We start from the raw sequence: 14,461 nt of genomic DNA, 5'->3' as shown, positions 1-14,461 counted from the left end.
ACTGCTGTCTAATAAAATCTTATAAACCAAACTTTATTCTTTAACGACAGAAATGTCTGGTGCATCAACTGCCTTCATACCTATGATATTATAACCCGAATCGACATGATGGACTTCACCGGTAACAGAACGAGACAAATCTGAAAGAAAATAAAGCGCAGAATCACCAACCTCTTCAATTGTTACCGTACGACGTAATGGAGCATTATATTCATTCCATTTTAAAATATAACGAAAATCACCAATACCAGAAGCCGCTAACGTTTTAATTGGTCCAGCAGATATAGCATTAACACGAATATTTTGGGGACCTAAATCTACCGCTAAATATTTCACGCTCGCTTCAAGAGCGGCTTTGGCAACCCCCATTACATTATAATTGGGAACAACCTTTTCTGCACCATAATAGGTTAGTGTCAAGATTGAACCACCATCTGGCATCAATTTTTCTGCACGCTTCGTTAGAGCTGTTAGGGAATAAACGGAAATATTCATGGTCATCATAAAATTTGATTCGCTGATATCAATATAACGACCACTTAATTCATCTTTATCAGAAAAACCAATAGCATGAACTAAAAAATCAAGTTTTCCCCATTTCTTCTCTATTTCTCTAAAGACCGTATCAATAGAGACACTGTCAGAAACATCACAATGTCCACAAACAAATCCCTTTAATTCTTCAGCCAAAGGCTCGACACGCTTTTTCATTGCTTCACCCTGATAGGTAAAAGCAAGCTCTGCCCCTGCGCCACTTGCCGCTTTAGCGATTCCCCAAGCGATGGAGCGATTATTGGCCAACCCCAAAATTAAACCACGCTTACCGTACAATAAACCATTACCCTTAGCCATCAGCACTGCCCCATTGTTACTTAAAATTAGTATTATTCACCTGCCTATGACACAGGTCAACTTTTTCTTCAAGCAATTGGTTTAAAATCAAACAAAAACTACGCTTTTATATATAAAATTTTTAAAATTAATCTTGTTGCATTTGCAAAAACTGTTCTAGTGCGGCGGCATTTTCATCTCCCGGCAACATAATGCGAACATGCACATAAAGATCATCTCTTGTACCATTTTTTAAACGAAGCCCTTTCCCTTTCAACCGTAAAACGCGATCAGAACTTGACCACGCAGGAATCGTTAAAACCACACGCCCCTCCAACGTCTCAACTTCTTCTTTTGCTCCCAAAACAGCATGTTTAAGAGAAACTGGTAAATCAAGATGGAGTGCTCTTCCTTCAACCCGAAAACGAGGATGTTTTTGAATCTGAATGGTTATTAATGCATCTCCTGCTTGCCCGTGAGGTACCTCTTCTCCCTGACCTTTTAAACGAATAGTCTGTCCGTCTTCAATATAATCTGGCAGTTTAATTTTTAACTTTTTTCCATTTGGAAAAACAGCTTCCACCTTTTCTGCGCCAACCATCTGCTCTAATGTTATGGCAAGATTAGCACGAACATGTGCTCCTTGTTGGGGACGGTTATAGTGTGTGGAATTCGAAAAGCTACCACCTCCTCCAAACAGATCCCGAAAAATATCACTCGCATCAAAACTTGCACCACCTGAAGAGGAAAAATCAAATCCCTTTGCTCTTCCTGAAAAGGGATTTTGTTTATTGCTAAAATTTTCACCAGCACCATAGGCTTGATAAAGCGGTTTTCCTTCCATATCAATTTCACCGCGGTCAAATTGTGCCTTTTTATCTTTATCACCTATAATTTCATAGGCTTGATTAATTTCAGCAAATTTCTCTTTAGCCTTTGTATCATCTTTATTATGGTCTGGATGATATTTCTTCGCTAATCTTCTAAATGCCGATTTAATCTCTTGCGATTTTGCGGTACGTGCCACACCCAGAATCGTGTAGGGATCACGCATATTGCCCTCTTTTCAATTTCTTCGTTTTCAAAATATCAACTGATACGTTGTTCAATATCCCTTATAGCTTCATCAGTCTATTCTAAAGAATAATTTCTTCTTTTCTCTTTATATGTCTATCAATAAACTAAAATACCAGATAAAATGAGATATTTATTTAATATAGCTCCTTGTAGTCTATGCTAAAGTAAAAATAATTAAACTACCATAGAAATACACGATAGCATTGGCTTTTTGAAAATAAGAAAAAATGGTACTGTGACTTCTTGATGATAAAGTAAATGAGAAAATGCCTCACCCATGCTCACTGATATTTGGAGAAACTATGAGCAAAAAAATACCAACAGATGATCATTTTATGCAAATGCAAAAACCTTTTGAACTTTTCGCAAAGTGGCTTGAAGAGGCAACGATAAGTGAAATAAATGATCCGAATGCTATGGCATTAGCAACAGTTGACGAAACAGGACTCCCTAATGTTCGTATGGTTCTCCTCAAAGACTACAGTCCCCAAGGCTTTGTCTTCTATACCAATTATGAAAGCTGTAAAGGACAAGAAATTTTAAAATCAATGAAAGCATCCTTAGGTTTTCATTGGAAATCGCTCCGTCGTCAAGTCAGAATTAGAGGAATTGTTGAAAAAGTAAGTCAACAGGAAGCCGATGCCTATTTCCAATCGCGACCACGTGGTAGTCGAATTGGTGCATGGGCATCTAAACAATCTCAACCTTTAGACAATCGTTTTGTGCTCGAAAAAGCAATTGCTCAATATACTGCGCGTTATGCTCTAGGTAATATTCCACGACCACCTTATTGGTCTGGGTTTCGTGTTAAACCCCTTTCTATAGAGTTCTGGTGCGATCGCCCATTTCGTTTACATGATCGTCTGCTTTTTACACGCGATTGTATTGAAAACAATGATTGGAAAAGACAAAAACTTTATCCCTAATCCTTCAAACTTCATCGTTATGAAGATTTTTTCTTCGCAACAATTAAACAAATATTTTTTATTCGAAAAATTCTAAAAGAAGATGATTTATTTTATTTAAATAGAAGAATTTTATTTTCACTGTAACAGTTGATTAGTAATATTTTCTACTGTATCGCTTAAAAATAGATTAGCAACAAGCTTATTAAAAAAAACATACTGTATTCAGTAGAAACTATGATTTTAGCTAACTTATTTTTAGACCGCAGGATAAAATATCATCCATATACCCCCACATACTAAACCAGCAAAAATCACAAAACCAATAAGCGAATTAGATTTGAAAAGCCTGAGGCATTGTGAACTGTCATCTATATCAATGACTTTAATTTGAATAAACATATGGATGCTTGCCACAAAAATCCCCAAAAAACTAAGAACAGGGACTCCAGCTAAATAAAATGCTAGACTAATGAACATCACAAAACCACCATACAAAAATACTAAAGCACGCTTGGTTGCTTTACCAAAAAGAAGAGCCGTAGAACGGACACCAACAGTAACGTCATCTTCTTTATCTTGATGTGCGTAGATTGTGTCGTATCCTATGGTCCACAAAATTGATCCCACATAAAGCAAGATTGGTGCCCAGCTTAAACTTCCAAAGACAACAGCCCACCCCATTAATGCCCCCCAATTAAATGCAACGCCTAAAAAAAACTGCGGCCAATATGTTACGCGTTTCATAAAAGGATAAAATGCAACAGCTATTAATGACGAAATACCTAGAAAAAAACTAAACCTATTAAATTGTGATAAAACAACTAAACCAACAAAACATTGCACAAGGATAAAAACTCTCGCTTGAAACCGACTCACATGACCTGTTGGCAATGGGCGAGAACGTGTCCTTTCTACCTGAGCATCAATTTTATGGTCAATAAGATCATTCCAAGTACATCCTGCCCCTCGCATAGCAATAGATCCCAGAAAAAAAAGAAAAAGATACCAAACCCAATGAAGAAACATTGATAAAAGAGTATCGTAATGCATGTTATAAGAGAAAAAAGCCATTGTTGTTGACCAAAAACAAGGCCACATCAACAATTGCCAACCGATAGGTCGATCCCAACGCGCCAATTGCGCATAAAACCATAAAGAACGGGGAAGGAAGCTGTAGACCCATTGTTTGGAAGATGCATCCATAACCCGTCCTTGGCTATCATAGGACTGAACATGCGCGATATTTTTATTTTTTTTCATCAAATGATTTACCTTTGGTCTTGCGATAGAGACATTTCATTCTTATGAGAAGGGGATGAGATTAATTATCTTTTATGAGAGGAGCAAGCAATGAATATTCTTCTTATTGGCTCAGGTGGACGAGAACATGCTTTAGCATGGAAAATAGCAGCATCACCACTGCTAACAAAGTTATATTGTGCTCCTGGAAATCCTGCAACAACAGAATTTGGTGAAAATATTAATTTAAACATTGATGACCATCCCCTTGTTATTGATTTTTGTAAGGCACATTCTATTGATCTTGTAATTGTAGGACCAGAAGCACCCTTGGTGGCGGGTATAACAGACTCTCTTAATAGCGCTAACATCTGTGTATTTGGTCCTACTCAAAAAGCTGCTCAACTAGAAGGTTCAAAAGCCTTTACAAAAGATTTATGTCGGAAGAATAACATTCCTACAGGAAGTTACCAATGCTTTAATGATGCCTCTAAAGCTAAAGCTTACATTCAGCAACAAGGTGTTCCCATTGTTATTAAAGCTGATGGCTTAGCAGCTGGCAAAGGTGTCGTGGTTGCAACAACTATGGAAGAAGCGTTTAACGCAGTTGATGCCTGCTTCAAAAGTACATTTGGAGATGCAGGAAACAAAATTGTTGTAGAATCTTTTCTTGAAGGTGAAGAAGCAAGCTTCTTCTGCCTTTGTGATGGTAAAGTTGCTCTTCCTTTTGGATCTGCTCAAGATCATAAACGTGTAGGTGATGGGGATACTGGAGCAAACACCGGTGGTATGGGTGCTTATTCACCAGCGCCCATCATGACCCAAGAAATAGTGAATCGTACTCTCAAAGAAATTGTTGAACCAGCTTTAAAAAGCATGAAAGAAATAGGCGCCCCCTTTAAAGGTATTCTCTTCGTCGGATTAATGATAACGCAAAAAGGACCCGAATTAATTGAATTTAACGTACGATTCGGTGATCCTGAATGTCAAGTTTTAATGATGCGCCTCAAAGATGATATTTTGCCAATTTTTCTTGCTGCTGCTCAAGGAAAACTTGAAAATAAGCCTCTTCGGTGGTCTGAAAAAGCTGCTCTCACCGTTGTTATGGCTGCTAATGGTTATCCAGACTCTCCCCAAAAAGGTACTGTTATCCGTAACGTTGATCAAGTAAACTCTCTTCCCGATGTGAAAGTTTTTCAAGCTGGTACAGTGTTGCGTGATGGAGAACTCATTGCAAATGGTGGACGTGTTCTCAATATAACTGCAACAGGAAAAACGATTACGCATGCACAAAAACGTGCTTATGAAGCTGTTGATTGTATTGATTGGCCAGAAGGTTTTGTTCGTCGAGATATCGGATGGAGAGCCGTTGCGCGAGAAAATTAAATCCTTTGAATATTCTTTTTTTACGATTTTATTATTTTATATAAGAGCATGATACAAAAATTTTCTCACTGTTTTACGTTGACCATAATTTTGAAAAAATAAGTGTGCTTTCCTTTGAACAATCAAATATTGTAAATAGGATATCTACTCATGATAAAATAGGAAAATTTTCTGAATCTGAAGATGTAATATAAAATAATCATTTTACTGTTGTCTTTACTTTAAACGCATCTTCTCATCATTTTTATAAACACTTTCTTTCTTATAAAATCCTGAGGAAAAACGTATATACTATCATTTCTTTTATTTATCGCGTTTTTAGTGAAATTCCGCTTTTACGAAAAATAAAATGCCCAAAAAAGATAGTTATGTTATTCACATACAAATTCTTAAACAATATCTCTCATGCTTATCATTCCCATTTTACGACACTACCTGCAAATAGTATAAATCCATTCTGCCAGCTTTCTGGAATAAAAATAAAAACCGATACCATCATTGTATTTTCCAATTCTCAATATTACGATAACCCTTTCTATCTAAATGATTTTGATTATAAAAGAGAGATGAAATAAGAATATTCTGCAATATTCAAAGCTTTCATTCAACATGGAGAAATGATTTATAAAAAAAAATTCAAAAACACTTCCAGTAATCTTCTGGTGTTTTTAATAATGTGGCAAAAACCCAAAATTATACCGCAAAAAAACAGTTTCTATTGTTATGAAAACCGTTTTTACCTCTCTGAAAAAAGCGTTTTACATCATCGATTCCTGCTGCCAATGTATGGTGTCAAAAAACTCTCATTTACAATCATTGACTTTCTCTTTGTTTTCAAGAACCAAAAGTCACACCAAATCCCGTCTGTAAAGGTCTGAATTCTCATTAAGCGGGTTCCTCTTGCTTCCCACTCATATGCTGCACTTACACAAAGACCAACAAGCAAACTTAAGAATATTCGCCATATCTTCTAAAAACACTTCATGTGTGAAGTTTACATGCCTTATGTTACCTCCCCAAACAACGATGTTTTACAGCACAACAAGATAAATGCTGACGGTCGTACAAAAATGAATGCATGTTAATTTACTGGAGTGCAATTCGATTCGCAATCACCAAACGCAAGCCTAACGGATTGCTATAACGAAGTAAAAAATGCTTTTGTTTAGAATGTGCTGTTGTACCAAAAAATCGATGTAAATCAGAACGATCTTTTACAACCAGAATGCGATTATCTTCATTGATCATAAGCATGGGAAGGCCATAAGTATCCGCCCATAACCGCCAATCCAGAAGAACATTATTCAAATCTCTGGAAACCAAAAGCGGTATACAAGCTTCCTCATCGGCATGAAGTAATTCTAATGCAACAGCTCTTTCTCCTGAACGCGTTTTTACGGTACGTGCTGCAATTCCTTGAAAATGATAAGGGGGTATTAAATGCGATAAGCTTGAAGGCATATCCGTTTTAAAAGAAACACCACGCTCATTTAACGAACAAATAACCTGATTACCCGTTTTGGATGAAAAATATGTCGTCGTTTGTGGCAAATGGCACGGATCTAACCGAAATTCAAGCACCGCTTTTGCCTGATTAAAGCATTGATTAGCCATATACATTATCCCAATTTATCTTAAATAACATACACCCTTTAGCAGCTTTTTCTCATTGGATTATTAAAAGTTTGAATAAAAAACAACTGGTTTCTTTTTTGGTTATTAAAATCTAAACAAAAATGCATGATCACCATTCTTGAATTATAATACTTTTCCAGGATTCATTATCCCTAAAGGATCGAGTGTTTTTTTAATCCCTTGCATAATATCCAATGCGACAGGCGATTTAAAAGAACAAAGTTCTTCGCGCTTAAGCTGACCAATTCCATGCTCAGCAGAAAATGCACCTCTATAGTCCACCACTAAACTATGAATGCGATGATTCATTGTTGACCATAACTGCAAAAACACTGTCGTATCAGCTCCTACAGGTTGTGTAATATTATAATGTAAATTTCCATCGCCCATGTGTCCAAAACAAATCACCTGTGCTCCTGGAGCAATATCTTCAACAATGAGCGCTGCCTCAGCAATAAAATCAGGAATAGAAGCAAGTGGGATTGCAATATCATGCTTAATGGACCCTCCTGCTAACTTTTGTGCTGATGATATACTTTCTCGTAATTGCCAAAAAAAATCTTGCTGTTTTAAAGATTGCGCAACAACTGCATCTTCTATCACCGCATTCTTTAAAGCTTCTTCTAAAATAGTACTCAATACCGATAACGCCTCATCATTGCCTTGCAACGATGAAATGTTCATTAATACATACCATTCATGTTTCCGCTGAAGAGGAGGCTTCTCACACATCTTATAATCTAAAGCCATTTGCAAACTGGGATTTCCCATGAGCTCAAAACCTGTCAACATCCCTCCTCCATATTCTTGAGCCAGAGATAAAAACTCTAAGGCCTTCGCCGGACTATATAATCCCACCAAAGCAACAGCTTTTCCTTTTATTTTTGGAAACATCTTCAAAACGGCTGCGGTTATAACTCCCAATGTGCCTTCTGCACCAATAAAAAGATCTTTTAAATCATAACCGCTATTGTCTTTTTTAACAAAACGCAAATCATCTAAAATACGCCCATCCGGTAAAACAACTTCTAAACCAAGACAAAGATCACGCATATTGCCATAAGCTAAAACAGCTGTCCCTCCAGCATTCGACGAAAGATTTCCTCCTACTTGGCAAGAACCTTCAGATGCCAAAGAAAGAGGGAAAAAACGACCTGATTCATCCACTTTTTTCTGTAAATCCTGTAAAATAACACCAGCCTCTACAACAACAAAATTTCCCTCAAGATTTATAGCTCTAATCTTATTTAATCGCTCCATGGATAAAAGAACGCTCCCTCCTCCTTCATCTGGTTGTTGTCCCCCCACAAGCCCTGTATTTCCACCCTGTGGCACAATCGGTGTGCGCGTTTTGCTCGCTAACTGCATAATCGATGAGACCTCTGCGCGAGAAGATGGACGTAAAAGTAAAGGTGTTTTTCCATGAAAAAGCCCACGCTCTTCAAGCAAATACGGTGCAATCAAAGCTTGATCCGTTATAGCATGCTTAGCACCAACAATTTCCCTAAACCCTTCAATTAATTCCTGCTCCATGTTCATTTCTCCTTTGGAGCCGCAGCCCGTATAAGACGATCATTGATAGCCTCTCCTAATCCGTATGATGGAATAGGTTCTACTGCGATGCATCTCACTTTAAATGAATCTAATTCCTTCATATATTGAAATAAATGAGAGGCTGCCTCTTCCAACTTTCCATCTTCGCTAAGGTTTAAAATAGAAACGGCATTTTCAGCCCCCATAACACGCTTTGAACCAAATGCTAAAAGCGCTTCACCATTTTCCACCTTTTCTACATTCAAACGAACCGTAGCATTGGGAGCATAATGCGATTTTAACATCCCAGGAGCTTCAATCGCCGCCCTTTGATCTATCCGTTTTAAAGGCTTCCCCACAACCTCTTCAATTTCATCAGCCGCAAGCCCGCCTGGACGCAAAAGATAAATATTTTCACCACAAATTTTAATAATCGTTGATTCCAGCCCTATTTTAGCAGGTCCTCCGTCCAATATCAAAGGAACAGATTCCCCCAAAGATGCAAAAACAGCCTCAGCTGAAGTAGGGCTAAGACGCCCCGATTGATTCGCACTAGGAGCAGCAAGTGGACGGCCAAAATGTTGTACCACTTCCGCAAAACGACTGTCTGGAAAACGAACAGCCAAGGTATTCAAACCAGAGGTTGTTAAAGGATGGATATTATGCTGTTCCTTTAAAGGCAAAACCAATGTCAAAGGCCCTGGCCAAAATTCCTCTATTAATTGGCGTGAAAGAAAGTCAATTTTAACATAACGTTCCGCCATTTCGATGCCGCTAACATGCGCAATAAGAGGATTAATTTGCGGACGACCCTTTGTAGAATAAATAGAAGAAATTGCCCTCCCATTGGTTGCATCGCCCGCTAATCCATAAACAGTTTCTGTTGGTAACGCTACTAACTTCCCTTGTTCAAGAAGCGCTATTGCCTCTCTTATCGAAGCACTATCGAGTGGTAAAATCGTCATGACACATCATTTCTATAACACTCTTTTAGTGATATTATGCTCTTTTTTATTCATATATCACATTGATTTATATGTTTTTTTAAGTATGGGGTTCATAAATAAAGGTTAGGGAATAGGATTTTCCAATATTCTTCTACAAAACATACCTTATTCTTCTAACTTTCTCTAATAATTTTTTGAATTTTGCTAAGTTCTCTTGTGAAAAGCTATTGTTGAAACTCTTGACATAGACTTAACGTGCAGTACATTGTACTACAATTGAATAGGGGATTTAGAAATGGGAAAAATTCAAGCCCGCATACCTGATCAAGTTCAAGAAATTGCAAGTGCAGTTATTAAGTCTACGGGTTTAACTGTATCGGATGCAGTACGCATGTTTATGACCCGCATTGCTAGAGATCGAACATTACCGCTTGGATCTTTCAACCAAATCCGGAAACATTACGAGCTATCGAGGATGCTGAAATGGGACGCATCGAACACACATCATTAGACAGCTTAAGGACCATGATACGCGAAGATAGAACCGAAATGCGTAAATCTGAAAAGAAAACCTAAGCTTGCTATATTGTCTATACGCGTTCATTCCGGTCTGACCTTAAACGTGACAGCAAAGGTAGGTATGCTAATACACTAGAGAAGGATTTGCTGCTTGTGGTCAAAGCGTTAGCGGAGAATGAACCGCTAAAGGCGCATTGGAGAGATCATGCACTAACATGTCAATGGCACAATTGTCGTGATTGTCATATCAAGCCAGATTTAGTTTTGATCTATCGAAAGCCAGATACCAAAACACTAGAGCTCTTACGACTTGGTTTGCATTCTGAACTACGCTTATGATTGGATCTACAATTCATAGTAAAAAGAATTTTTCGAAGTTTTGCTTGTATGACAGTTTTTCTAATTCTTTAAGAACCACTGCTTTAAATGTGCAATGACATTATCTAGCGCATCCATGAGGCGTGCAAAATCAAGGATAAGCAAAAAAAGAAAAAATGCTATCCACTTCATCAAGCGAGACATCATTTTCACGCTTTGATAGGTGATGATCATTTCTTGAAGCATTTCTTTTTCTGATTCTGTAAGCTCTGTGTGTTTTTTGGATTTTTTTCTAACCATGTTTCCACCCACACAAGCGTTCACCTAGATTATTGTGCTTTAAGATCTCTCTTGCTAAGTTTGAACTGATGGCGTTCAGATCTTGCCGGCTTAAATAAATAGGTAACCAACCAACACAAGAAGAAGCATATTGATTTGTTGCGCAACCAGTCAGAGAGAGCAGCATGCACATCAGCATCACTTTTTTGATTAACTTCACTTTCCACCTCCAGACGTGTTGTGGCTGCTTTTAAAGCTTTTTCTGTTTGCTTTTGTTGCTCTGCTTTTTTCCCAAGAGTAAAAGCTCTTGCTAAGGCAATAAAAAAAGCGGCTAAAGCCGCACCTGTTACCATCAAGTTTCTTTTCATCCATAAGATCATAGGCGGTGCTCCTGAAAGCGTTTAGCAACAAAGAAAATACCAGTACATGCGGCTAAAACCATAATGGCGGCTAAAGCCCATTGAATGGGTCCATTGCCCACTAAAAATCCACCAAGACCTGAGAAAGAACCAATAATCGGTGCCAATGCGTCTGCTTTGAAAACCCCCGTTGGTGCTTGCGTTTCTACTGTTTGATAATTGGAAGAAACATAAGCCCCTTTCGCCCATAGTCCTGCCTCTGCTACACGCCGGTGTACAAGACCTTGTAAACGTTTGCCTCCCGCTTTGGTCCATTTCTGCAATTCGGTTGGTACAGATTCATAATCCCCCGATTAAGCCTTTTAAGTAGTGTTCTATAGCCTTCTTGAGGGCTTAACGTGTTGCCTATGATTTTCATGGCAAGATCTGGATATTGCGTGAGTGCTTGCGCATCTTCATCGCTATACCCTTTAGAGCGTAAAAATTGCAAAGTTTGTTTATGTTGTGCGCGTTCCTTGTTGCCCTGCCGCATAAGGATAGATGCATTTGAAAAACTTTCTTGTGGTGTCTTTCCTAACGCAAGCCCTGCAAAAAAATCCATTAAATGCTCGGAAAATTCTGATTTTCTAAAACGCTCCCATAAGCTACTTGGATTTGCTCCTGTCTGAACAAAGTTATCAAGTGACTTGATATAATCTGTTTTTTGTTCAAGATCACCACTTGCTTTTAAATGCTCCTCTTCTGGTAAGTGTGCATTCAAATGTTTTTCTTCTCCTATAGGTGCATCAAAAAGCTTTTCCTCATCATTTCCAGAATCATTTTTCAAAGAGTTTTCCGCTATAGATTTCTCATTAAGTTGAGCAATATAATCCATCACATTTTTTTGCTGTCGCCCAGCTTCATCCCCACTAGACTGATCAATGTTCCCAACAAGTGGAGATTGAGGAATCATTGATGCAACACCTCCCTGCTCTGAGAAGTCATGTTTTTGTTGCTCCGGCACCTCTTGTATCTTAACAGTATTCTTTGAAACATCCGGCAATGGAGGCATTTGGCGTTTTAAATCATCCATAGACATAATCAATTCTGCTGGCGTTTTTTCCCAGCTCGTTCTGTCCCTGCTTGAGAACCGCGAATAAGCTCTATAGGACTCAATTTTTGCGGAGTATTATCCCCATTGCTCGCATCAAAAGGGTTTGTGCGACAAGCAGCCCGTTCTAAAAAAACTTGGCTTGTATCGTCCTTCCAACGGTGTGCTTGGAGGCATCGAGCGTTATTGCAATAAATATCTAGGTAACTGCGGTATAACCTGATACATTAAAGGACGCAAAAATTTTGGATCAAACAACTTTAAAAGAGAATTTGTGTTTTCTTGTTCCATCACTGCACCCTTTCCATCTCACAGCCACGCTTGCTATAATCTACATGCAAAAAACCTATCGCCTTATGCAAGAAAACAGCTTCAGGTTTTGACTTCAAAACATCTTGTGCCATCACCCCGCGATAACGCTCTGGATAGCCCCTGTAGTTATACTCATAGAGTTTGTATCCATCTCGCTGCCCTACTCGTACGATATTTTCTTTCGCTCTGATGTTGCTAAGCCCAGCAAAAGTACCAAGGATAGTTCCAACATTTTCAACAATCTCCTACGGATTAGTTTTTTTATATAACAAAATATTGATTTATAATAATAATCTAGCGTTATTTATATTGAATTAGCCTCCCGAATAACGTAGGATTCTCTCATTTCAAATCTGTTTATCTTGAATCAATCAAAATCACTTGCTTGCACATCATAAGCGGGGCTGATGTGTGGGTAAAAACTATAGAAGAAAGGAGTAAAAATGATTCTTATGAATCGTCTTAAGAGCCAAGGGCTGTAGCAACACCCACGAGCTGGTTTTGTACACTTTCAAAAATGATATCTTTACCTTCTCCCAAGGTGATATTCCCGCTCTGCTCACCATTTGCATAAACAGGATTGGTCCCAGCGATAATATCGGCTCCAACACCATGGATACTGCCTTATTTAAAGTGCCACCCGCTTGAATAAAGAAGGAGACGGCTTTGATCCCCTACTTCATTCGTGATTTTACCCAACGACCTTTTTAACGATGGGGAGGACGCTTTGGTGATCGCTTTTGTAAAGCTTTTTGCTTTTGCTGACGTTTTCTTTCATCCTCAAAATGCGTTAGTAAAGCGCGTTCCTGTTTCGTTTTGTTGGTCACACCAAAGGTATCATTGTCCATAAATTGCTGATATCCAGCTAGCATCAAATTAGCTAAAAACGAGTCACTTTTCAGAGGTTGTACAAAATAGAGCCCTTTTGAATCTTGCAATTTATACCGGAAACCTGCTTTTTTCATACACTCATAAACTGAGGCAAATTCACTCGCATACGAATTCATATCACTAGAAGAAGCATAAACCGGTTTCCAGCCACATTTTGATAAGGATTGTTGGATCATCGCTTTATCGACACCTGGTTTTTCCCATAATGCTAAAGTTGATGGAGGAGGTTGGTTAACACATCCAGCTGTATTTAAGAGAGCTATACAACTCAATAGTTTTAAGATTTTCTTCATTATTCCCCTCTTTCAATGGATTTATTTACAATAAAACAGAGCTCATAAGCCTGTTGATATTTTCTGTCACCGCTGCTTAAAACAACGGTGAACAATATTGAGATGATTAGTTGAGAAAACAATCGCGCCATTCCAAGTGAAGGCAAGGATAGCGGATTGTTAATCATCACAAACAGCAAAACTTAAGGATAACATTCATATTGTTCTGGATGCTTTTTACAAAAAGGGCTGTTCAAGCGCTTCTTGACACTGCGCTGTGGTATGACAGCACCTGGACGACATATGGGTAAGTTTTCGGCTCTATGATTCTCGCACCAAGTCCCTCCCCCCACTTTATCACGGAAACCTGATTGAACCATGCAAGCATAAATTGTTGCTTTTGCATTAATGCTCTGCTTTCTGTTTTCTGGATCGACATCATAAGGCGTTGGCATGCCACATTCTAACAAGGCTTTTCCTATTTCAGTAAAATCTGCTCCCGGTTTCTCCCAGGCTCCTATAGAGGAGGTAGGAGTTTTATTAAATTGACAACCAGTGATGATTAATAGAGTTAATGTACTCAATAATTTTAAAGGTTTTTTCATTTTTTACTCCATGATTTACTTGAAGGAACTTGTTCACGATGAGATGAGCCATAAGTCTTTTGGCACATATCGCTCGCATCTCCAAGGCAAGTATGGGAACTTATGGGATTTGTAGCCACTCTCAACCATTCTGTCCAAACGTTACTGCCAGCAGGGAGTGTCCCGTAGGTATAGCCATTGCCGCCAATAATTCTGCTTACAAAGTCATATCTATTCCCATCAAAGCCAATAGTGGTTTGTTTGCCATCACTCACATAACC

The 14,461-nt window shown here is 38.4% G+C and carries 13 protein-coding genes and 5 pseudogenes; 4 read left to right on the top strand and 14 right to left on the bottom strand.

Annotated elements, in window-relative coordinates; genetic code table 11:
* Positions 1 to 33: 33 nt before the first annotated feature.
* Positions 34 to 852 (bottom strand): enoyl-ACP reductase FabI, encoded by an 819-nt coding sequence (gene fabI, locus ACFIMA_RS01245; RefSeq protein ID WP_375619738.1) that lies wholly within the window; start codon positions 850 to 852, stop codon positions 34 to 36.
* Positions 853 to 979: 127 nt separating this feature from the next.
* Positions 980 to 1,885, bottom strand: coding sequence for a DnaJ C-terminal domain-containing protein (locus ACFIMA_RS01240; RefSeq protein ID WP_375620646.1), 906 nt, complete (start codon positions 1,883 to 1,885; stop codon positions 980 to 982).
* Positions 1,886 to 2,210: 325 nt separating this feature from the next.
* On the opposite strand from ACFIMA_RS01240, the gene pdxH reads away from it, so the two are divergent.
* Positions 2,211 to 2,834 carry a pyridoxamine 5'-phosphate oxidase gene (gene pdxH / locus ACFIMA_RS01235; RefSeq protein ID WP_375631578.1) on the top strand — a complete coding sequence of 208 codons (624 nt, stop codon included), beginning with the start codon at positions 2,211 to 2,213 and terminating at the stop codon, positions 2,832 to 2,834.
* Between the two features lie 237 nt (positions 2,835 to 3,071).
* Here pdxH and ubiA read toward each other — a convergent pair whose 3' ends face one another.
* Positions 3,072 to 4,076 (bottom strand): 4-hydroxybenzoate octaprenyltransferase, encoded by a 1,005-nt coding sequence (gene ubiA, locus ACFIMA_RS01230; RefSeq protein WP_375678079.1) that lies wholly within the window; start codon positions 4,074 to 4,076, stop codon positions 3,072 to 3,074.
* Between the two features lie 90 nt (positions 4,077 to 4,166).
* On the opposite strand from ubiA, the gene purD reads away from it, so the two are divergent.
* Positions 4,167 to 5,441 carry a phosphoribosylamine--glycine ligase gene (gene purD / locus ACFIMA_RS01225; RefSeq protein WP_375693015.1) on the top strand — a complete coding sequence of 425 codons (1,275 nt, stop codon included), beginning with the start codon at positions 4,167 to 4,169 and terminating at the stop codon, positions 5,439 to 5,441.
* Positions 5,442 to 6,527: 1,086 nt separating this feature from the next.
* On the opposite strand, the gene ACFIMA_RS01220 is transcribed toward purD, so the two are convergent.
* The 3 genes from ACFIMA_RS01220 to ACFIMA_RS01210 all read right to left on the bottom strand — a co-directional run bounded on the left by ACFIMA_RS01220 (position 6,528) and on the right by ACFIMA_RS01210 (position 9,574).
* Positions 6,528 to 7,055: a DUF6101 family protein gene (locus ACFIMA_RS01220; RefSeq protein WP_375628324.1), complete on the bottom strand. Its 528-nt coding sequence runs from the start codon at positions 7,053 to 7,055 to the stop codon at positions 6,528 to 6,530.
* A 144-nt stretch (positions 7,056 to 7,199) separates the two neighbouring features.
* Entirely contained in the window at positions 7,200 to 8,609 is a 1,410-nt protein-coding gene (locus ACFIMA_RS01215) for an FAD-binding oxidoreductase (protein WP_375693014.1), read from the bottom strand.
* 2 nt (positions 8,610 to 8,611) lie between these two features.
* Positions 8,612 to 9,574 (bottom strand): L-threonylcarbamoyladenylate synthase, encoded by a 963-nt coding sequence (locus tag ACFIMA_RS01210; protein ID WP_375613034.1) that lies wholly within the window; start codon positions 9,572 to 9,574, stop codon positions 8,612 to 8,614.
* Between the two features lie 277 nt (positions 9,575 to 9,851).
* Here ACFIMA_RS01210 and ACFIMA_RS01205 point away from each other — a divergent pair.
* A pseudogene (locus tag ACFIMA_RS01205) lies at positions 9,852 to 10,132 on the top strand (type II toxin-antitoxin system RelB/DinJ family antitoxin).
* A gap of 9 nt (positions 10,133 to 10,141) precedes the next feature.
* Positions 10,142 to 10,414, top strand: a complete 273-nt coding sequence (locus ACFIMA_RS01200) for a type II toxin-antitoxin system YafQ family toxin (protein ID WP_375693045.1) — start codon at positions 10,142 to 10,144, stop codon at positions 10,412 to 10,414.
* Between the two features lie 60 nt (positions 10,415 to 10,474).
* Here ACFIMA_RS01200 and ACFIMA_RS01195 read toward each other — a convergent pair whose 3' ends face one another.
* From ACFIMA_RS01195 to ACFIMA_RS01160, 8 genes and pseudogenes are all read right to left on the bottom strand, one after another.
* Positions 10,475 to 10,693: a hypothetical protein gene (locus ACFIMA_RS01195; RefSeq protein WP_375693013.1), complete on the bottom strand. Its 219-nt coding sequence runs from the start codon at positions 10,691 to 10,693 to the stop codon at positions 10,475 to 10,477.
* The gene (locus ACFIMA_RS01190; RefSeq protein WP_375632355.1) at positions 10,686 to 10,892 is read right to left on the bottom strand and encodes a hypothetical protein; all 207 of its coding nucleotides are present in this window, start codon (positions 10,890 to 10,892) and stop codon (positions 10,686 to 10,688) included. Before ACFIMA_RS01190 ends, ACFIMA_RS01195 begins: the two co-directional genes overlap by 8 nt.
* A pseudogene (locus ACFIMA_RS01185) lies at positions 10,828 to 11,052 on the bottom strand (hypothetical protein); the annotation flags it as partial. The gene ACFIMA_RS01190 and the pseudogene ACFIMA_RS01185, both read right to left, overlap by 65 nt.
* A pseudogene (locus ACFIMA_RS01180) lies at positions 11,049 to 11,404 on the bottom strand (glycoside hydrolase family protein); the annotation flags it as partial. The pseudogenes ACFIMA_RS01185 and ACFIMA_RS01180, both read right to left, overlap by 4 nt.
* Positions 11,399 to 12,412: pseudogene (locus ACFIMA_RS01175) on the bottom strand (hypothetical protein); the annotation flags it as partial. The pseudogenes ACFIMA_RS01180 and ACFIMA_RS01175, both read right to left, overlap by 6 nt.
* Before the next feature lie 728 nt (positions 12,413 to 13,140).
* On the bottom strand, positions 13,141 to 13,617 hold the full coding sequence (locus tag ACFIMA_RS01170; RefSeq protein WP_273791330.1) for a hypothetical protein: 477 nt from the start codon (positions 13,615 to 13,617) through the stop codon (positions 13,141 to 13,143).
* Between the two features lie 182 nt (positions 13,618 to 13,799).
* Positions 13,800 to 14,201, bottom strand: coding sequence for a hypothetical protein (locus tag ACFIMA_RS01165; RefSeq protein WP_375693012.1), 402 nt, complete (start codon positions 14,199 to 14,201; stop codon positions 13,800 to 13,802).
* A pseudogene (locus tag ACFIMA_RS01160) lies at positions 14,198 to 14,461 on the bottom strand (filamentous hemagglutinin); the annotation flags it as partial. The gene ACFIMA_RS01165 and the pseudogene ACFIMA_RS01160, both read right to left, overlap by 4 nt.

The sequence above is a fragment of the Bartonella sp. AP88HLJMH genome (assembly GCF_042195605.1).
In the GTDB taxonomy this organism is placed as follows: Bacteria; Pseudomonadota; Alphaproteobacteria; order Rhizobiales; family Rhizobiaceae; genus Bartonella.
The sequence above is the reverse complement of the archived record's forward strand: the minus strand, read 5'-3'. Positions and strand labels throughout refer to the sequence as shown.

Coding starts and splice junctions, on each gene's coding strand:
- fabI (WP_375619738.1), bottom strand. CDS start 852: ATGGCTAAGGGTAATGGTTTATTGTACGGTAAGCGTGGTTTAATTTTG.
- ACFIMA_RS01240 (WP_375620646.1), bottom strand. CDS start 1,885: ATGCGTGATCCCTACACGATTCTGGGTGTGGCACGTACCGCAAAATCG.
- pdxH (WP_375631578.1), top strand. CDS start 2,211: ATGAGCAAAAAAATACCAACAGATGATCATTTTATGCAAATGCAAAAA.
- ubiA (WP_375678079.1), bottom strand. CDS start 4,076: ATGAAAAAAAATAAAAATATCGCGCATGTTCAGTCCTATGATAGCCAA.
- purD (WP_375693015.1), top strand. CDS start 4,167: ATGAATATTCTTCTTATTGGCTCAGGTGGACGAGAACATGCTTTAGCA.
- ACFIMA_RS01220 (WP_375628324.1), bottom strand. CDS start 7,055: ATGGCTAATCAATGCTTTAATCAGGCAAAAGCGGTGCTTGAATTTCGG.
- ACFIMA_RS01215 (WP_375693014.1), bottom strand. CDS start 8,609: ATGGAGCAGGAATTAATTGAAGGGTTTAGGGAAATTGTTGGTGCTAAG.
- ACFIMA_RS01210 (WP_375613034.1), bottom strand. CDS start 9,574: ATGACGATTTTACCACTCGATAGTGCTTCGATAAGAGAGGCAATAGCG.
- ACFIMA_RS01195 (WP_375693013.1), bottom strand. CDS start 10,693: ATGGTTAGAAAAAAATCCAAAAAACACACAGAGCTTACAGAATCAGAA.
- ACFIMA_RS01170 (WP_273791330.1), bottom strand. CDS start 13,617: ATGAAGAAAATCTTAAAACTATTGAGTTGTATAGCTCTCTTAAATACA.
- ACFIMA_RS01165 (WP_375693012.1), bottom strand. CDS start 14,201: ATGAAAAAACCTTTAAAATTATTGAGTACATTAACTCTATTAATCATC.